Here is a 20,659-nt window from a genome sequence, read left to right on the forward strand (position 1 = left end):
TTCTCACCGGCCGTCGCGCCGGATCGCCAGGACGCTGCCCTCGGCATCGCCGGAGAGGTAGAGCGTGCCGTCGGGCCCGGCGGCGATGCCGCTGAACGGTCCCTGCGGTCCGGAGAACGGCAGCAGGCCCTTCAACGGTTTGGGTGTCACCCCGGGCGGGGCGCCCACCGGCAGATTCCGCGCGATCACCTGGCGCGCTTCGGTTGTCGGATCCAGGCCGATCAATTCCTTGGCCTCGACGTCCACGATGTACACGACACCGGCGTGAACCACCAGCCCGTGCGGCCGGCCGAGCCCGTCGGCCACCGTATCCACCGTCGAACCGTCGATCGCCGCCACCCGGCCCGCGCCTGCCTCGGCGACCAGGCAGATGCCGGACGCGGTGAATGCCACGCCCATCGGATCGTGCAGTCCGCTCGCCAGCAGTTCGGCGCGCCCATCGCGTACCGCGTGCACGGTGCCGGTGCCCCGGTCGGCGACCGCGACGGTGCCGTCGGGTGCGACCGCCACACCGTAGAGCTGGTCGAGCCCGTCGACGAGCACCTCGCTCTCGTTGGCGGCCGGGCGATAGCGCGAGACCGACCCGTTGCCGGTGACGATGAGCTCACTGCCGCCCGTCGCGGTGAGTCCGCGGATATAGCCGGGGTAGCCGGGGCTGAAAAGCATTCCGGCGGTATACAACTCGCCGCCCGGTGGGACGGCGAGCAGGAAGGTGCCGTCCGCGATGTAGAGGGTGCCGTCCGGGCCGACGGTCAGGTCCAGCGGCCAGGTCAGTCCGTCGGCGAGGGCGGTGCGGGTGGCGCCGCCGGCGAGGATTTCGGTGATCTTGCCGGTGAAACTGGAGACGAACAGCCGCTCGCCGACGAAGGTCAGATTGTCCAAGCCCGGCCCGACGGTCGCGAGGACGGTTCGCTCGCCGTTGCGCGGATCGATCCGGAGTACCTCACCGGTGGCGACCTGGGTGGAGACGATGCAGCCGGTGGCGTCGAATTTGACCGCGTCCGGTCCGCCCAGGTCGGCCGCGACCCGCTCGGGTTCGCCGCCGTCGGGATCGATGCGCCAGATCTCGTTGCTGCCCAGCAGCGGATAGTAGAGCTTGCCGTCGGGCCCGGCCTCGAGGGCGTTCGGCATCGGCAGCCCGTCCAGCAGCACCCGCGGCGCGCCGCCGGCCGGGTCCACTTCCATCAGCCGCCCGCCCGGGCGGCATTCGTCGACGAACAGCCGGCCCCGGTGAAAGGTGATGCCGTTGGCGCCGGGGAGATCGTCACGCAGCACCCGGGTTTCGCCCTTGCCGTCGCGAATGCTGACGCGGCCGTCGTAGTACTCGGTGATGTAGAGCTCACCGTCGGGTGCGAAGGCGATGTCGTCGGGCGCGACGATATCGCTGCCCATCGCGCTGATCGTCTCCAGATCGCCGGAATTCGGGTCCAGGGCGCTGATCTGGCTGCCCGCCACCTGCGCGACGTAGATCCGCCCGTCGGCGCCGGTGCGAATGCCGTTGGCGCCGAACAACCTGCTCGGTGCGGTGATGCGGTCGAGGGTCCACCCGTCGGCGACGCTCGCCGCGGTCGAGGTGAGGTAGCGCGCCGGTGTAGTCACCGCGAAGCCTCCGTAGTGCTCTGGGAAGTTCTGGGACGAGGAATCACTCGATTCGGTGTCGGCACCCGGTCTCGCCGCGAGACGATAGTGATGTATGACACCTTCTCGTTTGTGGAGAGCGTAGTTCTCCACTTCCGATCATTCAAGTGTTGTTATCATTGACAGGATTGACGTAGCATGCGCGAGCTACCGACCGTCACCTGCGGTGATGCGGCTCAGGGGAGTACGGGACCGCCGTGGGTGCGGTGTATTTCGCGGTCGGCCCGTTGCCGGCGGCGATGGTTCCCGATGTCGGGTGCAGTCTCAGCCTGGTTTCGGCGGCGCTGCTCGTGCGCGGACTGCTCGCGCGGCCGGGATGGCCCCCTTGACAGGCCGGCAGGTCTCACGCTTCGGCGTGCGGACGACCGTGCGGGGCGGTGGCGTGACCAACTCGGGTGCGGGGCTACACACCGGCCGGCGCCCGGCCGTCGCGCTGCGGCCGGCGCCGACCAGGGAGTGATCAGACCGGATGACCGGATTCGGTTGGGCGCGGGGCGTTTTCGGGTTCGCGCGGCCCCTGGTCCAGCCGGAACGGCGGGTACTCGTCGCGCATCAGCGACACGTAGGCCCGGACTCGCAGCGTCCAGCGGTTCATGCCGAGTACGAAGGCGAACAGGCCGTTCGGATAGCGGCCGGTGAACAGCAGCGCGATCGCCGCGATCAGCACGAGGATGCCGAGCAGCGGAATCCAGATGACGGCGGTCCCCTCGTCGTCACTGCCCCAGTACCGTGAGCTGCCGACGAACGCCCAGACGATCAGATACTGGGGGATCGCCAGCAGCCACCATTTGATCAGGACCAGACCCCGGTGCAGCCGCTCGGGATAGTCGACCTCGAGGTCGGCCGGATAGTTCTCGTCCGGCCGCAGACTGAACGGCGGGTACCGGTCGGTGCCGAGCGCCGAGAGCGCGTAGAACCGCACGCGCCACGACCAGCGCAGGACACCGACGGTGAAATCGAACAGTCCGCGGGGATAGCGGCCGGTGATCAGGATGGCGAAGAACGCGATGACCGTCACCACCGCATAGGCGATACTCAGGAAGAACAGCACGATGTAGTGCGGGATCGCCAGAATCCACTTGACGATCCATTGCCAGCGCGACAGCGCGGGATCCAGATCGCCGCGCACGCGGACCGGGTAGGGAGATGCCTCGGGTTGCATGTCACGCTCCTCTCGGCGGTCGCGGCCCAGCCGAGCCGCGTCGGATATGCACGATTGTTTCGCATTCACGCTGAGCGCAGGGGCAATTCGGGCCGGTGCGGCGTCACCGGGCCGGAACACGCGGCCGTGCCGGTGCCGTGGTCGGCCATCCCGCGCACGCGCGGAGCCCGCGTCCGCATCCGCCGATCTTCGTCGGTGGCGGGGAGGTCGCGGCGCGGCGTGCGGTGCGCCTCGGTATCGGCTGGGTGCCCAACGGCGTATCCGACCCGGCGCAGGTGCCGGACCAACTGGCCGCCGTCGGCGACAGCGGCATCCCGATCGCGATCACGCCGGTCGCGCCCGATCCCGCATTGCTGGATGCCTATGCCGAGGCCGGTGTGCAGCGGGTGACCCTGGCACTGCCGACCCTGCCGGAATCGGAATCGCTGCGCGCCCTCGACGAATTCGCGGCGGTCGCGCAGCGCTACCGCGACTGAATTCGCGATGTGCTGTGCCGCAGCGTCTTTCGCTTGCGTTTACAGCCGGGCGCGGGGCCCCGCGGCGATCGCCTGGCGTGCCATGTCCGAGGACGCGTTCACCACACCGGAGTCGTAGCGCTCCAGCACGACGGACTGGGTCGCGCGCAGGTGGGCGCGGGCCAGGCGTTCGGCCTCGGCGTCGTCGCCGTCGGCGATCGCGGTGACCAGGCGGGCGTGCACCCGGGCGGCGTCGTGGGCCTGCGGTTTCGACGGGTACTCACCGCGCCGGGTGAGCGTCTCGGCCCAGGCCTGCTCCTGCGCCGACCACAGGGTGACCAGGCTCGACACCACGCAGCGCACGGTCGCGTTCGGGGTGAAAGCGACCACCAGATCGTGGAATTCGCGGGCGGTGCGGGTGAAGGCGACACCGTCGCCGACCACTTCTTCGCAGGCGTGGATATTGGCCTCGAGCGCCGGGACCACCACTTCCGCGCGATCGGGGCGGCGAGCGCATTCGGCGGCGCACAGCGGTTCGAGCATCTGCAAGGCGGCGGCCAGATCGCCGAGGGTGACCCGCGCTCCCTGCAGCGCCAGACCCAGGTGATAGGCGGCAGAGTATTCGTCGGGCCGGTGGACCTCCGCGCCGCCGACATTGCCGCGCCGCACGGTGACCAGTCCCTCGGTCTCGAGGATGCGCAGCGATTCGCGGATCGAGGGATAGCTGACGCCGAATTCCTTCACCAGCTGGTCCTGGGTGGGCAGGCGATAGTCGTCGTCGCCGGACAGGATGCGGGTGCGCAGCTCGGAGGCGACCGTTTCGGCGATGCGGCGCTGCGGAATCCGCCCGCGACGCGCGGTGGTCACGCGGGCTGCCTTTGGTCCATGCACGGATTCTAACCAGCTGGTGCTGACCATTCAAATATTGCTATCCTTATGAGGATTGACGTACCGTCGGGTGATGGACTTCACGATGGGGGAGGCCGCCGACGCGCTGCGAGATGAATTGCGGCGCTTGGTGTCCCAGCACGTCCCCGCCGATTTCCTGGGCGCCTTCACCGACGACCCGGCAGATCTCGCGGTCGCGCAGCATTTCTGCGGAGTTCTGGCCGAGCGCGGGCTCCTGTGCGCGGCGTGGCCCCGGGAATTCGGCGGGCGCGGCGGATCGGTGTGGGAGCAGACGGTGGTCCGCGAGGAGATGTGGGCCCATCACGAGCCGCGCGGCGCCCAGTACATGGGGGTCAACTGGGTGGGGCCGGCGCTGATGCGACACGGCACCCCGCAACAGCAGCGCACCCACCTGCCGCCCATAGCGCGCGGCGAGGTGATCTGGTGTCAGGGATTCAGCGAACCCGAGGCGGGGTCGGATCTGGCCTCGCTGCGCACCACCGCCCGCCGCGACGGCGACGGCTGGCTGATCAGCGGCCAGAAGATCTGGACCTCCTACGCCACCATGGCGCAGTGGTGTTTCCTGTTGGCGCGCACGGCCACCGGTGAACGCAAACAGCAGGGGCTGACCATCTTCCTGGTGCCGATGACCGCGCCGGGGGTCCAGGTCCGGCCGATCCGGGCCATGATGGGGCCGCATCATCTGAACGAGGTCTTCTTCGACCAGTTGCGGGTCACCGAGGCCGATGTGCTCGGCACGGTCGGCGACGGCTGGAAGGTCGTGCAGGAGGTGCTGGCCTTCGAACGCGTCGGCATCGCCCGCTATGCCCGATGCGAGCGACTGCTGCGTGCGGCGCCGGAGGTGCTGGGCGATCGCTGGGCGGAGGTGCCGGCCGAATTGCGCGGGCGCTGGGCGCGCATGCTGGTGCACTGCCGCCGCGCGCGGTTGCTGGCCTACCGGGTGGTCGCCATGCAGCACGAGGACCGGGTGGCGCCCGGTGACGCCGCCGCCTATCGGATCGCGGTCACGCGGCTCGATCAGGACAGTGCCGAAGTCCTCACCGAATTGGCCGATCAGCTCGACACCGCACCGGATGCGCGGCGCGAGAGCTGGTTTCGCCGTGCCGTCGCCGATCATTGGCGGTATTCGCAGGCCGCGACCATCGCCTCGGGAAGTATCGAAATGCAGCGGCTGTTGTTGTCGCGGGCACTGCTGGGGGCGTCGTGAACATCGATCTGAGCCGGGAGGCCGCCGACTACGGCCGGGAGGCGAGCCGGGCCTTCGAGGCCGCGGGCGGGGATCGGCTGATCCAGGACGCCGAGGCCCATCCGTCTCGTCGCGGGGAGATCGTCGCGTCCGTGCTGGCCGGACTCGGTGCGTGGGAGCTGGATCCGCGTCGCGACCGCGACGATCTGGAGGCCGCCGGGGCGCTGTGCCGCAGTGCCGGCTACTGGGCGCTGCCGTATCCGCTGGCCGAACGGCTGGCACGGCCGCTCGACGCCGACGCCGACGGTCTGGTGGTGATCACCGAATCGCATCCTCGCGGCGCGGTCGCCGAGCTGGACCTGCGGTGGTCGGCAGTCACGGTGGAGGGCAAGCTCTTCCAGGCGCGGGCGCTGTCCGACGGTGCGTCGCCACGCACCTCCGCCTTCGTGACGCCCTTGGCGCTGACCTCGGTCGGGGCGGCCGGCAGCGCGGATGCGGCCCTCGCGCTGACACTGAGCTGCTGGACGCTGCTGGGCATGCTGGACCGCGCCCTCGATCTCACCCGTTCCCACGTCCTGATGCGCACCCAGTTCGGACAGCCGCTCGCGAAATTCCAGGGCGTGCAGTTTCAGCTCACCGACGCCGAGGTCGAACGCAGCGGGGTGGACGTCCTCGCGAAATACGCCTTGTGGAGCGTCCAGTGCGGCGGGGAGGATGCTCTCGGCGACGCGCTCGCGGCACGGGTGGCCGCGCTCGATGCCGCGGAAACCGTGTTCCGGGTCGCCCACCAGCTGCACGGGGCCGTCGGCTTCTGCGACGAATCGCCGCTGTCGTGGTTGTCGCGCTACAGCCTGCCGTTGCGCCGGCTGCCGTGGGCGAGTTCCGGTACCCGCGATCGACTGACCCGCCATCTCGGCACGCGGGGGCTGCCCGGGCCGTTCGACGGCGAGGAGGCAGTCGATGCGACATGGCAGTGAGTGCAACAGTGCGTCGAATGCGAAAGTGCGGTAAGTGCCTGTGACGGACGATATTCCGAACCGCGATATCGCGAACTACGACCTGCCCGACGTGCTGACCGTGACGGGCAGCGGGCCGGTGCGAACGGTGACCATCAACCGGCCCGGCGAATTGAACGCCGTGAACGAACCGCTGCACTGGGCACTGGCCAATGTGTGGCGACAGCTGGCGGCCGACACCGCGGCGAAGGTCGTCGTCGTCACCGGCGCCGGGCGGGCCTTCAGCGCGGGCGGCGATCTGGACTGGATCACCTCCTTCCTCGACGATCCGGTGGCGCGGGAGGAAAGCCTGCGCGAAGGTGCGCAGATCATCGAGGAGATGTTGCGGTTCCCGCTGCCGGTGATCGCCGCGGTCAACGGTCCAGCCATGGGACTGGGCGCGAGCGTGGCCGTCCTGTCGGATGTGGTGTTGATGTCGCGCACCGCGTATCTGGCCGATCCGCATGTGAGCGTGGGGCTGGTCGCCGGTGACGGGGGCGCGGCCTTCTGGCCGCTGCTCACCCCGCTGCTGCGCTCGCGCGTCTACCTCTACACCGGCGATCGCATCGACGCCCCGACCGCCGTCGACCTGGGACTGGCCACCTCGGTCTCCGAACCGGAGAACCTGCTCGACGACGCGTCGCGGCTGGCACAGCGGCTCGCCGCGCAACCGGCGCCGGCGCTGCGAGCCACCAAGCGCGTGGCGAATATGTATCTATCGCAAGCGCTCTCCGGTGCGATGCAGGCCGGATTCGCCGCCGAATCGGTCACCATGTGCTCACCCGAACATCGTGAACGGCTGCTGGCGCTGCGGCGCGCGGCGGCCCGGAGGTAACCGATGGATACGCCGGCCGAATTCCGGGAGGAGGTGCGGCACTGGTGTGCGGCGAATATCCCGCCCGACTGGCGGGCGCGCCAGACCGGCGCCACCGACGCGGAATTCGTCGAATTTCAGCAGGAGTGGTTCCAGCGCCTGCGCGCCGCGGGCTTCGCGGTGCCGCACTGGCCGAGCGAGTGGGGCGGCGGCATGCCGGTCGCACAGCAGGCGGTGCTGTACTCCGAACTCGCCGCGCACGACGCGCCGCGGCTGGTACTGGCGTTCGTCTCGATCCATCATGCGGCCGCGACGCTGCTGGCCGCCGGCACCGCCGCGCAACGCGAGCGGCACCTGCCGGCGATTCTGGACGGGGAGATTTGGTGTCAGGGCTTCTCCGAACCGGACGCCGGATCGGATATGGCGGCCTTGCGCACCTCCGCCCGCCGCCGCGGCGACAGCTACGTGGTCAACGGCCGCAAGCTCTGGGCCAGCGGCGCGGCATTCGCGGACTGGTGCCTGCTGCTGGCCCGCACCGACCCGAAAGCTGCGCAGCGGCAGGGTATTTCGTACTTCCTGCTCGATATGCGCTCGCCCGGGGTGGACGTGCGGCCGATCCGGCAGGCCACCGGGGAGTGGCATTTCTGCGAGATCGTCCTCGACGACGTCGAGATTCCGGCGGCGAATCTCATCGGTCCCGAGCATGGGGGCTGGCAGGTGGCGCAGCGAACCCTGGGCGCCGAACGCGGGTTGACGATGCTCGAGCTGGCGGAACGGCTGGCGCACGGCGGTTTCCGGCGACTGGTCCAACTGTGCGCGCGACCGCGCCCCGGCGGCGGGTGTGCGCTGGACGATCCAGCGGTCGCCGACCGGGTGGCGCAGCTGGAAACCGAACTGACCGGCCTGCGGGGAATGTGCGCGGATCTGGTCGCGGCCGAGCGGCCCGGCCCGGCCGACGCCTCGATCGTGAAGCTGTACTACAGCGAACTGCTGCAGCGGATGACGGACTTCGGAACGGAGGTGGCCGGCGTGAGCGCCCATACGGTGCTGCGCAAACCGCGATCCAGCGGGTGGGAGTCGGGGGCCTGGATGCTCGATTTCCTCGGCTCGTGGGAGTGGACCATTCCCGGCGGCACCAGCGAGATCCAGCGCACCATCATCGGGGAACGCGGACTCGGCCTGCCCCGGGAACCGGTGGTGCCGCGATGACCGGGCAGCTGTCGGAGCCGGTGACCGGCTTCGCGGAATTGCACGACGACCTGCGCGCGGTGGCACGGCGCGTACTCGGCGCGACCGCACCGGGCGAGCCACAGGACTGGACGCCGATCGCGGCCTCGGGGTGGCCGGGGCTCGAGGTGGCCGCCGAATTCGACGGTGCCGCCGCGACATTCGCCGAAGTGGCGGTGGTGCTGCGGGAAATGGGCCGCGCCCTCACCCGCAGCCCCTTCGCCTCGATGGCGGTGCTGGCGCTGCCCGCGCTCGCCGCGGCGGCGCCGGGCGCCGCACGCAACCGGCTGTTGCGCGCGGCGGCCGACGGCGCGGCCGTGCCGATCGTGGTCGCGGGCGGGGATGCCGCGCCGCCGTGGGGCGGGTCCGGCGGGTTCGTGCCGTTTCGTATCGAGCGCCGCGACGATGGAATATCTCTCCGTGGCACAACGGAATTCGTTGCCGACGTCGCATCGGCGACCACCTTGTTGATTCCGGCGGCGGAACCGGACGGATCGACGGTTCTGGTGGCGGTATCACCCGGCGCACCCGGTATCGCGGTCGCCGAGCAGCCGATTCTCGACGGGACCCGCACCATCGGTGCGGTGCGCGCCGAGGACGCCCGCATCGAGGCGGATTCAATGTGGCGCTGGGCCGATGTCGACCCGCTCCGAGCGCTGTTCGAGCGGGCCGCGCTGGCCACCGCCATCGACAGCGTCGGACTCGCCGAGGCGGCGCTGGACGCGACCGTCACCCATGTGCGCACCCGCGAACAATTCGGCCGACCCGTCGGCTCGTTCCAGGCGGTGAAACACGCGTGCGCCGATATGCTCGTCGCCCTGCGCGTCGCCGGCCGGCTCGTCGACGACGCCGTGGCCGCACACGTCCTCGGCGCGGCGGATGCGTGGATCCCGATCGCCCGAGCCAAATCCCACGCCTGTGCCGCCGCCGTCGACATCGCCGGAAAGGCCATGCAACTGCACGGCGGAATGGGCTACACCTGGGAGAGCGGCATCCACCGCTACCTGGAACGCGCCACCCTCAACCGCGCGCTGTTCGGATCTCCGGCCGACCATCGGGCGCATCTCGCCCGCCGCTACCGGGATCCGGGCTTCACACCCTGAGGAGTGACTGCGGGTCAGCGGGCGGTCCACCCACCGTCGACGACGATGGTCTGGCCCGTCACGTAGCCCGCGGCGTCACCGGCCAGCCAGGCGACCGCGCCCACCACGTCCTCCGGTGTGCCGTGGCGGGGCAGGGGAGTGTTGCGGCGGAGGTATTCGCGGGGACGCTCGTTGTCGTAGAGCGGGGCGGTGATCTCGCTGCGGAAGAAGCCCGGGGCCACCGTGTTCACCCTGATGGAGTGGCGGGCCCACTGGACCGCCAATTCGGCTGTCAGGCCGGACAATCCGGCCTTGCTGGCGGCGTAGGACGCCTGCGGGATGCCGGGGATGCCCACCCGGCCGCTGATCGAGGAGATGTTGACGATACTGCCGCGGCCGACCGCGCGCATATGCTCGAACACCGCCTGCGACAGCAGCAGCGGTGCGGCCAGATTCAGCTCCAGGGTGGACCGGATGGCGGGCAGCGGTTCGGCTTCCGCGCGTTCCTCGGTGAACATGGTGCCCGCCGCGTTGACCAGTATTTCCGGTGGACCGAGCCCGGCGGCCGTGGCCTCGGCGATGGCGCCGACCCGTTCCAGCTCCGACAGGTCGGCGGTGACGGCGAGGCCGTCGATCTCCTCGGCCAGTTCCCGCAGCCGATCACGCCGGCGCGCCACGACCGCTACCCGCGCGCCGAGTCCGGCGAGGGTGCGGGCCACGGCTGCCCCCAGGCCCGACGACGCGCCGGTCACGATCGCGACCCGGCCCTTCAGGTCGAAGACGTCCGCCCCGCCGGAGCTGTGCTGTCCGGTCACCGCGTATTTCCTTTCGCTGCAGCAGGTTTCATGAGGTGCGCCGGACGGTCATGACGGTTCCCCGAGCCCTGCGGTCACCAGCGCCGCGAGTTCGGTGCGCTGGATCTTGCCCATCGCATTGACCGGCAGCGCCGGCACCCGGACCCAGCGCTCGGGCACCTTGTAGCTCGCGAGTTCGCGCCGGCACCAGGCCGTGAGCGCATCGAAATCCAGTGCCGGGCCGGAACTTTCGACGACAGCAGCGACGCGCTGGCCGAGCCGTTCGTCGGGTATCCCGCAGACCGCGGCCGCGGCCACTCCCGGATGTCCGGTGATGACGCGTTCCACCTCGAGCGGATAGACGTTCGCGCCGCCCCGGATGATCACCAGCTTCTTGCGGTCGATCACCCGCAGCCAGCCCCGCTCGTCCACGGTTCCGATATCGCCGGTCGGCAGCGGCGGCGGTTCGCCCGGACGTACCCGGCCGTCGGACCAGTAGCCGAGCATCGGAGTCCATCGGCCCGCCCACGGCCCGGCCGCTGCGGGGGCCAGCCGCAGTTCACCCGGTTCACCGGCGGGCAGGCGGCGGCCCTCGTCGTCGTAGGCGGCGACGTCGAATTGCGGTGTCACCCGGCCGCTCGTACCCGGCCGCCACGCCGATCCGGGCGGGTCGATCGACACCACGGTCGGCGCCTCGGTGAGCCCGTAGGTGACCCGCGGAACCAGACCGTGCGCCTCGGCGAAGGCGTCGCGCACGGCGTCGGAGGTGTCGCTGCCGCCGCTCCACACCTCACGCAGCGAGCTCAGATCGGCGCTGCGCCGGGCCAGGTCGTAGAGCTGGGCGGGCGCTCCATTCCACACCGTAACCCGATGCGCGGCAATCCATTCCGCCACGCCCTCGGCGTCGCGGCGATTCATGATCACCGCGGTCCCGCCCGCCTGCGCGGTGGTGAGAGTGGACAGGATCATCATGTTGAGAATGGTCAACGCGAAACTGTCACCGCGGCGCAGATCCGGCCCCCAGCTGCGGGTGGCCACCGTGACCGCACCCGGCAGCAGCATCCCGCGCTGGGAATGCACGACCGCCTTGGGAACGCCGGAGGTGCCGCTGGTGAACGCGATGCCGGCCGGCGCGTCGGGATCGGTCTCGACCCGCGGCGCCGGATCCGTTGTGCGGAGCAGCCCGGCCCACCGGTCGGGATCGACCGCCCGCGCGACCCGCGCGTCGAATCGCGGCCCCGCCAGGACGACCGACGGCTCCACCAGATCGCACAGCAGTTGCTGTTCGGATGCCGCGGACGCCTCGCCGATTCCCGCCCATACCGCGCCGATCCGCTGCGCGCCGTGAAACGCCGCCACGATGGGCAGGTCGTTGGGCAGACACGCCGCGACCCGATCGCCCGGGCGCACCCCCAGATGCCACAGCGCACCGGCCGCCCGCGCCGCCGCGGCGTCGAGTTCGGCATACGTCCACGCGCCCGATGCCGCTTCGATCGCGGTGGCGTCGGGGCGGGTAGCCAGCACCGGATCGAGGATCGTGGCCACCGATGCGGGAATTCGCACGCCGTTGTTGTCACTGCCCACCGAACCTTGATATCACTATCCTTGTAAAGATTCATCAGATAGCCTGAAGATGTTGCCCCAGAGGCCCGTTCGCGACTCCGCGGCCGGTGGGCTTCGATTCCGCGTGCCCGGATGCCGTCGTCGCACCCGTCCGGAGCCGGTCGTCGTGCGGGGAGTGTCGAACGAGGAGGCACCGATCATGCAGCCGTCGAACACCGCCGCCGGTCCGCTGGCGGGAGTGCGGGTCATCGACCTGACCGCCATGGTCATGGGCCCGTACTGCACTCAGATCATGGCCGATATGGGCGCGGAGGTGATCAAGGTCGAACCGCCCGCCGGGGACAACACCCGCTACATCTCCGCCGGTCCGGAACCCGGCATGGGCGGGGTGTTCGTCAACGTCAACCGCGGTAAGCGCAGCGTGGTGCTGGATCTGCGTACCGAGTCCGGCAAGGCGGCGCTGCGCGACCTGATCCGCGGTGGCGATGTCTTCATCCATTCGATGCGCGGGCGGGCGATCACGGCGCTGGGCTTCGACTATCCCGCGGTGGCGGCACTGAACCCGGCGATCGTCTACACCAACTGCTACGGCTACGGCCGCCGCGGCCCGGACGCGCATCGCACCGCCTACGACGACACCGTCCAGGCCGAATGCGGACTGCCCTACGTGCAACAGCGCCTGACCGGCAACACCGCGTACGTCGGCACCATCATGGCCGACAAGGTGGCCGGCCTGACCGCCCTGTACGCGACGGTCATGGCGCTGTTCCACCGGGAACGCACCGGCGAGGGCCAAGAGGTCGAGGTCGCCATGTTCGAGACGATGGCGGCGTTCATGCTCGTGGAGCACGCCGCGGGCGCGCTGTTCGAACCGGCGCTCGCGCCGCCGGGATATCCCCGCGCGCTGACGCCCGACCGCAAGCCCTACCGCACCGCCGACGGATACCTCGCGGCGCTGGTCTACAACGACAAACAGTGGAACGCGTTCGTCGACGCGGTGCGCCCGCCCTGGGCCACATCCGAATTCGCCACCCTGGCGCAGCGCGCGGCGCGGATCGACGAGGTCTACGCCCTGCTGGCCGACACGTTCCGGGAACGCACGACACAGCAGTGGCTGGAGCTGCTCGGTGCGCTCGACATCCCCGCCGCGCCGGTGAATTCGCTGGAGGCGCTGTTCCACAATCCGCATCTCGAGGCGGTCGGCTTCTTCGAAACCGTCGACACGCCGAACGGTCCGGTGCGGTTCCCCGGGCCGCCCGCGTGGTTCTCCCGCACTCCGGGTCGCGTGGCCGGGCCGGCGCCGCGGCTGGGTGCGCACACCGCCGAACTCGTCGGCGATCGGGACAGCGGTTTCGCGCGCGCCGGTGAAAGCGGGGGCGCCGCATGACGGTCGTGCGCGATCCCGCGGATCTGGATCTGAGCGAATTCCTCCGGCCCGGCGATCATCTCGTGATCGGGCAGGCCTGCGGCGAACCGCCGACGCTGGTCGAAGCGCTGTTGCGGCAGGCCGCGGGCATCGGCGGGCTGAGCGCCTTCATCGCCACCAGCTTCTCCGGATCGTTCACCCCGGCCGCCACCGCGGGCCTGCGAATGTGCAGTATGGGCGCGATCGGCGCGCTGCGCGGCCTCACCGCCGCGCATGCGCTGGAGGTGATCGCCTGCCATGTGGGGCAGATCGGGCCGATGCTCGAATCCGGTGCGCTGCGCTGCGATTGCGCCTTCGTTCAGGTCGCGCCCGCCGACCGGCACGGCGACCACAGCCTCGGGTTGGTGAGCGACCATGTCGCCGCGGCGGTGCGCGCCGCGCGGGTGGTGGTCGCCGAGATCAACGAACAGGTGCCGTGGACCTACGGCGAATCGATTCCCGGCAGCGCGATCGACTACGCCGTCGAGGTCTCGCGACCACCGGTCACCGTCGCCCCGCCGCGAATCGGGCCCGTCGACGAGGCGATCGCCCGCCATGCGGCCGCCTACATCGGCGACGGCGCCGTGGTGCAGACCGGCATCGGCGCGGTGCCCGACGCGCTGTTCCGGATGCTGAGCGACCGGGTGGATCTCGGCGTCCATTCCGGGATGGTCGGCGACGGCCTGGTGGATCTGGTCGAGGCGGGCGCGATCACCAACGCGCGCAAGCCCATCGACACCGGCGTCTCGGTGACGGGTGCGCTCATCGGCACCCGCCGGCTCTACGATTTCGCCGATCGCAACCCGTCGATCCGCATGTGCCCGGCCACCTATACCCACGATGCCGCGGTGCTGGCCCGGCTCGACGATCTGGTGTCGATCAATTCCGCGGTGGAGGTCGACCTCACCGGACAGGTCAACGCCGAACAGCACGGAACCGCATATCTCGGCGGCACCGGCGGACAGGTCGATTTCGTGCGCGGCGCGGCCCGCGCCCGCGGTGGGCACGCCATCATCGCGCTGCCCGCCACCGCGAAGGGCGGCACCGTGAGCCGGATCAGCGCCACTCTGTCGGGTCCGGTCACCACCGCACGCAGCGAAACCGACATCGTCGTCACCGAATTCGGCGCGGCCGAGCTCGCGGGGCGCACGCTCGCCGAGCGGGCGCGCCGGCTGACCGCGATCGCCCATCCCGATTTCCGCGAAGACCTGGAACGGGCCGCGGCCGAGATCACGAAGCGAGGATTCTGAATGACCGGCACACCCGCGACCGATGCGACCGGCGGCGAGGCGGTGCTGTTCGACGCCCGCGCCGACGGCATCGCCGTCATCACGCTGAACCGCCCCGCCACCCGCAACTGCCTGGACGCCGACATTCGTGCGGGGCTGTTCGCCGCCTGGGACCGTTTCGAACACGACGCGGCGCTGCGGATCGCGATCCTCACCGGCGCGGGGGACAAGGCCTTCTGCGCCGGAGGGGATCTGAAGGAGATGGTCGCCACCGGTATGCAGGCGCCGCCGCGTGACATGTACCCGCTGCCGTACGACACCGTCGAGTTGTCGAAACCGACCATCGCCGCAGTGAACGGCGCCGCGTTCGCCGGCGGATGGATGATCGCGCAGGCCTGCGATCTGTGCGTCGCGGCGACGACCGCGCGTTTCGCGGTCACCGAGGTGAAGGTCGGCCGCAGTTCCCCGTGGGCGGCGCCGCTGATCCATATGATCCCGCAGCGCGTCATGATGGAACTGCTCTTGACCGGCGCCCCCATCGACGCGCGGCGAGCCTACGAGATCGGCCTGGTCAATCGCCTCGCCGAACCCGAACGACTACTGGACACCGCGATCGATCTGGCTCGCGAAATCCTCAGCGGCGCACCGCTTTCGGTCCGCGCCGCCCGCGAGACGGTTATGCTCGCCACCGAGATGGGCCGTTCGGCGGCCCTGCAGGCGGCCCGGGCGGCCAGTGAACGCTGCTATCACAGCGAGGACGCGCAGGAGGGGCCGGCGGCCTTCGCCGCGCGCCGGGCGCCGGTGTGGAAGGGGCGTTGACCGATGCCGGGCGGGTCGTGTCATGCGCCTGCCGCGTCGGATGTGACCTGAGGCAAAAGTCGGCACAAATGAGACCCTTGTCACACAGCCCAAACCGACCTACTGTGTGTTCAGTAGGTTGCTTCGACCAAAGGAGTTCGGTGTCCGGTCAGCGACGGCCAGCCAACGTTCGGGCCTACGACACGCTGCTCGCCAAGGGGGAGGAGCGCAAGCTGCGCATCCTCGCCGTGGCACAGCGGATGCTCGCCCGCAACGGGTGGCGGTCGACCACGCTCGCGCAGATCGCCCGGGAGGCCGGAGTCACCCCGGCCGGGCTGCTGCACCACTTCGAATCGAAGGATCAACTGCTGCACGCGGTCCTGGAGGCCCGCGACACCGACGACGAACTGCATGCGGATCTGGAAGGCGAACTGCCCGAGCAGATCGCCGGTGTCGCCGATCGCTTCCGCCGCGCACCCGATCTGATCGGCATGTACGCCGTACTGCTGATCGAAAATCTGGAACCCGATGCGCCGCTGCACGATCGCCTGCTCGATCGCTACCGTGCGGCGACCGATCAGGTTGCCGACAGTATCCGGCGCGGACAGCGCTGCGGGCGCTACAGCGCCGATGTGGACCCTGCCGTCAAGGCTGTGGAGATAGTCGCTTTTCTCAATGGAATGGAAACGTCATGGCTGCTCGATCCCTCGATTCCACTGACCAAGGTGTTCCAGGAGTACGCTCGGTCGCTCGAACGCGAGCTGACGCGCAGCGACGTCCATTGAGGTACCGGCTGGGTGTGGTGGCGCCGACGGTGACCGAGGTGGTGCGCTGCGCCGGCGGCTGGCTGTTCGATCGCGGGATGGCGGGCTGGGAGGTCACCGTCATCGTCGGCGATCCCACCCACGCCCGCGCGCTCGAGATTCTCGGCGCCGTGGTACTCGATATGGAGGATTCGCTGTCCTCGCCCGTGCACGGCCCGCACCCGCATGCGGTGGCGCTGGCCGGCGAACTGTTCGAAACCGATCACCGCATTCGCTGCGGCGTCCTCGACACACTCGACCGCGGACTGTCCGAGGTCACGCTGCTCGGCGAGTTCTGTCCCGATGAACTCGACTGCCGGGTCGATACCGTGCAGCACCGATTGAGTGTCGCCGCACGGGCTTTCAAGCGCCAGGCCCTCGTCGCCGCGGGGATACCGGCCACCTCGGTGGCTCCGCTGGAGACCTTCCGCAGCGGAGCACCGGTGTGGGCGCCGCCGGTGGATCTGGTGCCGGTGGCGGGTTAACCGCCCGCCCTGTCGCCGTCCTCGTCGATGTCGATGACGACCTTTCCGACCGCGTGCCCGTCGGCGACCAGCCGGAGGGCCGCGGTGGAGTCGGACAGCGCGAAGCGGGCGCCGATATGCGGGCGCAGGCCGTCGGCGAGCAGCCGGCCGAGTTCGCGCTCGTTGCGGTCGAATTCGGCCCGATCGATATCCTGGAACTGGAAGCCGAGCACATGAATGCCCTTGACCAGCACCAGGTTCAGCGGAATCCGGGGAACCGTGCCGGCGGCATAGCCGACGGTGACGAAACGCCCGCCGCGGCGCAACGACCGCAGCGCCGGTTCGCTGAGCTCGCCGCCGACCGGATCGATGACCGCATCGGCGCCCCCCGGCAGCGCGGCACGTAACCCGTCGCGCAGATTCCCACCGCGGTGGTCGATCAGATGCGCGGCCCCCAGAGATCTCGCCACCTCGAGTTTGGCGGGGGAGGAGGCCACCGCGGTCACCGACAGCCCGAGCCGGGCACCGAGCGCGACCGCCGCCGACCCGACGCCACCCCCGGCGCCGAGCACGATCAGCTCCGCGCCCGCCGACACCCGTGCCACCGACCGAATGCAGTGGTACGCAGTGCGATACGTGACGCCGAAGGCGGCCGCGTCGGCGAAATCGACGCCCTCCGGAACGTGCGTCAGCTTGCCGGCCGGGACCGCGATCTGTTCGGCGAACGCGCCGTGCAGGCCGGTGCCGCACACGCGATCGCCGATCGCGATCGGCCCGCAGCCGGGACCGAGCGCGACGACCTCGCCGGCGAATTCGCTGCCCGGGACGAACGGCGGGGGCACGCTGATCTGATACTCGTTCGCCACGAGCAGGACATCGGGAAAGTTGACCGCGGCGGCGCGCACCCGCACCCGGGCCTCACCGGTGCCCGGTTCGGGAACCGGCCGCTCCTCGATGCGCACCACCTCCGGTGGCCCGTACTCCGGGCACACCGCCGCCCGCATCCGGCTCACTTGCCCTGCCAGCGGGGTGTGCGACGTTCCAGGAATGCGCGGGCGCCCTCCGTGGCGTCGGCGCTGGCGAAAACCGTGGTCTGCCAATGCTTCAGGCGTTCGGTGGCCGCGGCGTCGTCGGTGACCGCCAAGCGGGCGAGTTCCTTGGAAGCCGCCAAGCCGAGCGGTGCGTTGGCGGCGACAGTGGTCGCGAGGGCAACCGCCGTGTCGAGAACGTCCGCCGGTGCGGCTACCGCGTTCACCAGACCGATCCGCTCGGCGCGCTCGGCATCGATGAGCTGTCCGGTCAGCAGCAATTCGAGAGCGATGCCCAGGGGAATGCGCGTGCCGATACCGGTGCCACCGCCCGCGGCGAAAAGTCCGCGCTTCACCTCGGGGAGCCCGAACTTCGCTGCCGCGGAGGCCACGATCACATCGCAACCCATGAGCAGTTCCAGGCCACCGCCCACCGCGGTGGCATTGGCGGCGCCGATGACCGGAACCGGCGTGCGGCCCGAGGCCATGCGGGCGTAGGCCTCGAGAGCGCTGCGTTCCTCGGGTGACTCCGCGTGTGTGCCGGAGCCGTCGGAGAATTCGCGCAGATCCATCCCGGCACAGAACGCGCGGTCGCCGGTGCCGGTGAGCACCAGTGCGCGGATCTCCGGATCGGTTTCGGCGGTCAGCACCGCCGCGCCGAGACCGCGTAATACGATGCCGTTGAGTGCGTTTCGCGCATCCGGGCGGTTGATCCGGGCGATCAGCACCGCGTCGCGGCGCTCGACGACGACCTGGTCGGTGGATTCGGTGGTGCTCATCGGTACTCCGTACTCTCGGCGAGGTCGGCGGCCTCGCGCATCAACTTCGGCACGATCGGGCCGAAGGACTGCAATTTGACATCGTCTCCGGCGCGCTGGAAACCGCGTTCCAGCACGATCGCCAGCTTCCATTTCGCCAGGATCAGGTAGTAGTCGAGGTCGTCGACCTGGCGGCCGGACACGTCCGCGTAGCGCGCGACCAGTTGGTCGCGCGACGGCATACCGCGCAGATCCACATAACTCACTCCCGCGGCCTCCGGTGCGGAGGTGTCCTCCGGCCAACTCTGCACCATCCAGGCGAGATCGAGTTTCGGATCGCCGACCGTTCCCATCTCCCAGTCGACCAGCGCCGCCAGCCGGGCGGGCGCGCCGTGTTCGAACATGACGTTGGCGAACTGGTAGTCACCGTGCATGAGGCCCGGGATGTAGTCGAGGGGCCGGTGCGCGCGCAGCCATGCGGTGGCCTCGGCCATCCCGTCGAGGTCGCGGCCGCGGTGGCGGGCGAAGAAGTCGGTCCAGCGCTGGACCTGCCGTTCGTGGAAGCCGTCGGGACGGCCCAGATCCTGTAATCCCTTGGCGCGCCAGTCGACTCGCGACAGCAGGGCGATCCCTTCGGCGAGCCGGTAGGCCAGGCCGGCCCGGGCGCCGAGGTCGGTGTCGAACGGCGCCGGCCAGCGTTTGCTGTCCATCGGCGACCAGCCGTCCACATAGCCCATCAGGTAGAAGGTGCGGCCCAGCACGGAATGGTCGGTGCAGACCGCGACCGCGGGCGTATGCGGCACGTCGGTGCCCTCCAGGGCCGCGGTGATCCGCCACTCCCGCTCGATCCCGGCGTCGCGTTCGGGTGGTGCGCCGGCGGGCGGGATGCGCAGGACGCAGCGATGGTCGCCGCGATCGATCAGATAGATCTCGTTCTGGGTGCCGCCGGAGAGGAACCGGGCCTGCGCCGGTTCGCCGCGGCCGGGCAGGTCGCGGGCGTCCATCCACTCGGCGAGGCGGGCGGTGTCGATCACTGGTTACCTACTTCGTGTTCGAGATAGTCGGCGAATTTCGCGCGCGCGGCGTCGAGCTTCTTCGGAATCCACTGGCTGGGCCACAGATCCTCGCTCGGGCGGTACTCGCGCAGTACCTGTTTGGCGACGGTGCCCTTGTGTACCTCGGTGGGCCCGTCGGCCAGCCCCATCACCCCGGCGCCGTGGATCATGGTGAAGAACGGCATCTCGTTGGTGACCCCGAGCGCACCGTGCACCTGCATCGCGCGCCAGGCGATGTCGTGCAGCACGGTCGGCATCACGACCTTCACCGCGGCGATGTCCTTGCGCACCTTGCGGTAGTCGTTGTATTTGTCGATCTCCCACGCGGTGTAGAGCACGAACAGCCGGAACTGTTGCAGCTGGGCGTAGGAATCGGCGATATAGCCCTGCACGAACTGTTTGTCCGACAACCGGCTGCCCGCCGTTTCGCGGCTCAGTGCCCGCTCGCACATCATGTCCAGCGCGCTGCGGGCCAGTCCGATGGTGCGCATGGCGTGATGGATGCGGCCACCGCCGAGCCGGGTCTGCGCGATCGCGAACGCCTGTCCGGCGCCGCCGAGCAGTGCCGAATCCGGCACGCGCACATTGTCGTAGTGGATCAGCGCGTGCGCGCCGCCGTCGAGCGGCTCGCCGTAGAGCCCGACATTGCGTTCGATGCGAACACCGGGAGTGTCGGTCGGAACCAGGAACATCGACATGCCTTGGTAGGCACTGACATTCGGGTCGGTCACCACCATGACGATGAGAAAGGCCGCGGTGGCCGCGTTCGAGGAGAAGAACTTCCAGCCGTTGATGATCCAGTCGTCGCCGTCGCGCACGGCGGAGGTGGTGAACCGGGTCGGGTCGGCGCCGGCCTGCGGTTCGGTCATCGAATAGCTGGAAAACAGGTCACCCGCGAGCAGCGGCCGCAGGTAGCGCCGCTTCTGCTCCTCGGTGCCGAAATGCGCGATGATCTCGGCGTTGCCGGTATCGGGCGCCTGGCATCCGAAGATCACCGGCGCCCACGACGACCGCCCCAGAATCTCGTTCAGCAGCGCCAGTTTCAGCTGCCCGTAGCCCTGCCCGCCGAGATCGGGGCCCAGATGCGTGGCCCACAGCCCCTGGTCGCGCACCTGCTGTTTGAGCGGATCGAGCACGGCGCGGCGGGCCGGGTCCGGCGGCACGAACTGCTCGTGCGGCCAGAGCAGGTCGAGCGGTTCGACCTCCTCGCGGACGAACGCATCGGCCCAGTCCAGCTTTTGCTGGAACTGCGGATCGGTCTCGAAGTCCCACGCCATTGCGCCTCCTCCCATTC

20 protein-coding genes are annotated in these 20,659 nt (G+C 69.9%); 11 read left to right on the forward strand and 9 right to left on the reverse strand.

Annotation, left to right across the window (positions count from 1 at the left end; genetic code table 11):
- Nucleotides 1-3: 3 nt before the first annotated feature.
- Together A5780_RS29445 and A5780_RS29450 are read right to left on the reverse strand one after the other, a co-directional pair.
- Nucleotides 4-1,599 (reverse strand): SMP-30/gluconolactonase/LRE family protein, encoded by a 1,596-nt coding sequence (locus A5780_RS29445; RefSeq protein ID WP_064910598.1) that lies wholly within the window; start codon nt 1,597-1,599, stop codon nt 4-6.
- A 499-nt stretch (nt 1,600-2,098) separates the two neighbouring features.
- The gene (locus A5780_RS29450; RefSeq protein ID WP_063018444.1) at nt 2,099-2,800 is read right to left on the reverse strand and encodes a DUF4389 domain-containing protein; all 702 of its coding nucleotides are present in this window, start codon (nt 2,798-2,800) and stop codon (nt 2,099-2,101) included.
- A gap of 95 nt (nt 2,801-2,895) precedes the next feature.
- Here A5780_RS29450 and A5780_RS29455 point away from each other — a divergent pair, with 95 nt between their 5' ends.
- Nucleotides 2,896-3,276 (forward strand): hypothetical protein, encoded by a 381-nt coding sequence (locus tag A5780_RS29455; protein WP_063018442.1) that lies wholly within the window; start codon nt 2,896-2,898, stop codon nt 3,274-3,276.
- A gap of 39 nt (nt 3,277-3,315) precedes the next feature.
- On the opposite strand, the gene A5780_RS29460 is transcribed toward A5780_RS29455, so the two are convergent.
- Nucleotides 3,316-4,122 carry a FadR/GntR family transcriptional regulator gene (locus A5780_RS29460; protein WP_063018440.1) on the reverse strand — a complete coding sequence of 269 codons (807 nt, stop codon included), beginning with the start codon at nt 4,120-4,122 and terminating at the stop codon, nt 3,316-3,318.
- 94 nt (nt 4,123-4,216) lie between these two features.
- On the opposite strand from A5780_RS29460, the gene A5780_RS29465 reads away from it, so the two are divergent.
- Genes A5780_RS29465 through A5780_RS29485 form a run of 5 tightly spaced genes read left to right on the forward strand, consistent with a single transcriptional unit; the run spans nt 4,217 to nt 9,489 of the window.
- On the forward strand, nt 4,217-5,371 hold the full coding sequence (locus A5780_RS29465; protein WP_063018438.1) for an acyl-CoA dehydrogenase family protein: 1,155 nt from the start codon (nt 4,217-4,219) through the stop codon (nt 5,369-5,371).
- Nucleotides 5,368-6,327, forward strand: coding sequence for an acyl-CoA dehydrogenase family protein (locus tag A5780_RS29470; RefSeq protein ID WP_064910448.1), 960 nt, complete (start codon nt 5,368-5,370; stop codon nt 6,325-6,327). The genes A5780_RS29465 and A5780_RS29470 overlap by 4 nt, the downstream gene beginning before the upstream one ends.
- Before the next feature lie 34 nt (nt 6,328-6,361).
- Nucleotides 6,362-7,180, forward strand: a complete 819-nt coding sequence (locus A5780_RS29475; protein ID WP_231983141.1) for an enoyl-CoA hydratase/isomerase family protein — start codon at nt 6,362-6,364, stop codon at nt 7,178-7,180.
- A 3-nt stretch (nt 7,181-7,183) separates the two neighbouring features.
- Nucleotides 7,184-8,368 carry an acyl-CoA dehydrogenase family protein gene (locus tag A5780_RS29480; RefSeq protein WP_064910450.1) on the forward strand — a complete coding sequence of 395 codons (1,185 nt, stop codon included), beginning with the start codon at nt 7,184-7,186 and terminating at the stop codon, nt 8,366-8,368.
- The gene (locus A5780_RS29485) at nt 8,365-9,489 is read left to right on the forward strand and encodes an acyl-CoA dehydrogenase family protein (RefSeq protein WP_064904863.1); all 1,125 of its coding nucleotides are present in this window, start codon (nt 8,365-8,367) and stop codon (nt 9,487-9,489) included. The genes A5780_RS29480 and A5780_RS29485 overlap by 4 nt, the downstream gene beginning before the upstream one ends.
- 14 nt (nt 9,490-9,503) lie before the next feature.
- Here A5780_RS29485 and A5780_RS29490 read toward each other — a convergent pair whose 3' ends face one another.
- Both A5780_RS29490 and A5780_RS29495 read right to left on the reverse strand, forming a co-directional pair.
- Complete coding sequence (locus A5780_RS29490; protein WP_064910452.1) at nt 9,504-10,283, reverse strand: SDR family NAD(P)-dependent oxidoreductase; 780 nt, start codon at nt 10,281-10,283, stop codon at nt 9,504-9,506.
- 48 nt (nt 10,284-10,331) lie between these two features.
- Nucleotides 10,332-11,846 carry a class I adenylate-forming enzyme family protein gene (locus tag A5780_RS29495; RefSeq protein ID WP_064910454.1) on the reverse strand — a complete coding sequence of 505 codons (1,515 nt, stop codon included), beginning with the start codon at nt 11,844-11,846 and terminating at the stop codon, nt 10,332-10,334.
- A 178-nt stretch (nt 11,847-12,024) separates the two neighbouring features.
- On the opposite strand from A5780_RS29495, the gene A5780_RS29500 reads away from it, so the two are divergent.
- The 5 genes from A5780_RS29500 (at nt 12,025) to A5780_RS29520 (ending at nt 16,545) form a co-directional block, all read left to right on the forward strand.
- Nucleotides 12,025-13,212 carry a CaiB/BaiF CoA-transferase family protein gene (locus tag A5780_RS29500; protein WP_174555051.1) on the forward strand — a complete coding sequence of 396 codons (1,188 nt, stop codon included), beginning with the start codon at nt 12,025-12,027 and terminating at the stop codon, nt 13,210-13,212.
- The gene (locus A5780_RS29505; protein WP_064910455.1) at nt 13,209-14,480 is read left to right on the forward strand and encodes an acetyl-CoA hydrolase/transferase family protein; all 1,272 of its coding nucleotides are present in this window, start codon (nt 13,209-13,211) and stop codon (nt 14,478-14,480) included. Before A5780_RS29500 ends, A5780_RS29505 begins: the two co-directional genes overlap by 4 nt.
- Nucleotides 14,481-15,278, forward strand: a complete 798-nt coding sequence (locus tag A5780_RS29510) for an enoyl-CoA hydratase/isomerase family protein (RefSeq protein WP_064904855.1) — start codon at nt 14,481-14,483, stop codon at nt 15,276-15,278. It begins immediately after the preceding gene.
- Between the two features lie 140 nt (nt 15,279-15,418).
- Nucleotides 15,419-16,042 carry a TetR/AcrR family transcriptional regulator gene (locus A5780_RS29515; protein ID WP_030517513.1) on the forward strand — a complete coding sequence of 208 codons (624 nt, stop codon included), beginning with the start codon at nt 15,419-15,421 and terminating at the stop codon, nt 16,040-16,042.
- 14 nt (nt 16,043-16,056) lie between these two features.
- Nucleotides 16,057-16,545 (forward strand): hypothetical protein, encoded by a 489-nt coding sequence (locus A5780_RS29520; RefSeq protein ID WP_369829557.1) that lies wholly within the window; start codon nt 16,057-16,059, stop codon nt 16,543-16,545.
- On the opposite strand, the gene A5780_RS29525 is transcribed toward A5780_RS29520, so the two are convergent.
- The 4 genes from A5780_RS29525 to A5780_RS29540 are packed head-to-tail and all read right to left on the reverse strand — an operon-like array spanning nt 16,542 to nt 20,642.
- On the reverse strand, nt 16,542-17,528 hold the full coding sequence (locus A5780_RS29525; protein WP_064910459.1) for an NADPH:quinone oxidoreductase family protein: 987 nt from the start codon (nt 17,526-17,528) through the stop codon (nt 16,542-16,544). The two genes, A5780_RS29520 and A5780_RS29525, sit on opposite strands and share 4 nt — an antisense overlap.
- Before the next feature lie 5 nt (nt 17,529-17,533).
- Nucleotides 17,534-18,331: an enoyl-CoA hydratase-related protein gene (locus A5780_RS29530; protein ID WP_064904850.1), complete on the reverse strand. Its 798-nt coding sequence runs from the start codon at nt 18,329-18,331 to the stop codon at nt 17,534-17,536.
- Complete coding sequence (locus A5780_RS29535) at nt 18,328-19,344, reverse strand: phosphotransferase family protein (RefSeq protein ID WP_231983142.1); 1,017 nt, start codon at nt 19,342-19,344, stop codon at nt 18,328-18,330. Before A5780_RS29535 ends, A5780_RS29530 begins: the two co-directional genes overlap by 4 nt.
- Entirely contained in the window at nt 19,341-20,642 is a 1,302-nt protein-coding gene (locus tag A5780_RS29540; RefSeq protein ID WP_063019610.1) for an acyl-CoA dehydrogenase family protein, read from the reverse strand. Before A5780_RS29540 ends, A5780_RS29535 begins: the two co-directional genes overlap by 4 nt.
- Nucleotides 20,643-20,659 lie beyond the last annotated feature (17 nt).

The sequence above is a fragment of the Nocardia sp. 852002-20019_SCH5090214 genome (assembly GCF_001665865.1).
In the GTDB taxonomy this organism is placed as follows: Bacteria; Actinomycetota; Actinomycetes; order Mycobacteriales; family Mycobacteriaceae; genus Nocardia; species Nocardia nova.

Excerpts from the sequence above, each read along its gene's own strand:
- A5780_RS29450 (WP_063018444.1), bottom strand. The coding sequence starts at position 2,800 with ATGCAACCCGAGGCATCTCCCTACCCGGTCCGCGTGCGCGGCGATCTG.
- A5780_RS29465 (WP_063018438.1), top strand. The coding sequence starts at position 4,217 with ATGGACTTCACGATGGGGGAGGCCGCCGACGCGCTGCGAGATGAATTG.
- A5780_RS29480 (WP_064910450.1), top strand. The coding sequence starts at position 7,184 with ATGGATACGCCGGCCGAATTCCGGGAGGAGGTGCGGCACTGGTGTGCG.
- A5780_RS29485 (WP_064904863.1), top strand. The coding sequence starts at position 8,365 with ATGACCGGGCAGCTGTCGGAGCCGGTGACCGGCTTCGCGGAATTGCAC.
- A5780_RS29500 (WP_174555051.1), top strand. The coding sequence starts at position 12,025 with ATGCAGCCGTCGAACACCGCCGCCGGTCCGCTGGCGGGAGTGCGGGTC.
- A5780_RS29505 (WP_064910455.1), top strand. The coding sequence starts at position 13,209 with ATGACGGTCGTGCGCGATCCCGCGGATCTGGATCTGAGCGAATTCCTC.
- A5780_RS29510 (WP_064904855.1), top strand. The coding sequence starts at position 14,481 with ATGACCGGCACACCCGCGACCGATGCGACCGGCGGCGAGGCGGTGCTG.
- A5780_RS29525 (WP_064910459.1), bottom strand. The coding sequence starts at position 17,528 with ATGCGGGCGGCGGTGTGCCCGGAGTACGGGCCACCGGAGGTGGTGCGC.
- A5780_RS29530 (WP_064904850.1), bottom strand. The coding sequence starts at position 18,331 with ATGAGCACCACCGAATCCACCGACCAGGTCGTCGTCGAGCGCCGCGAC.
- A5780_RS29540 (WP_063019610.1), bottom strand. The coding sequence starts at position 20,642 with ATGGCGTGGGACTTCGAGACCGATCCGCAGTTCCAGCAAAAGCTGGAC.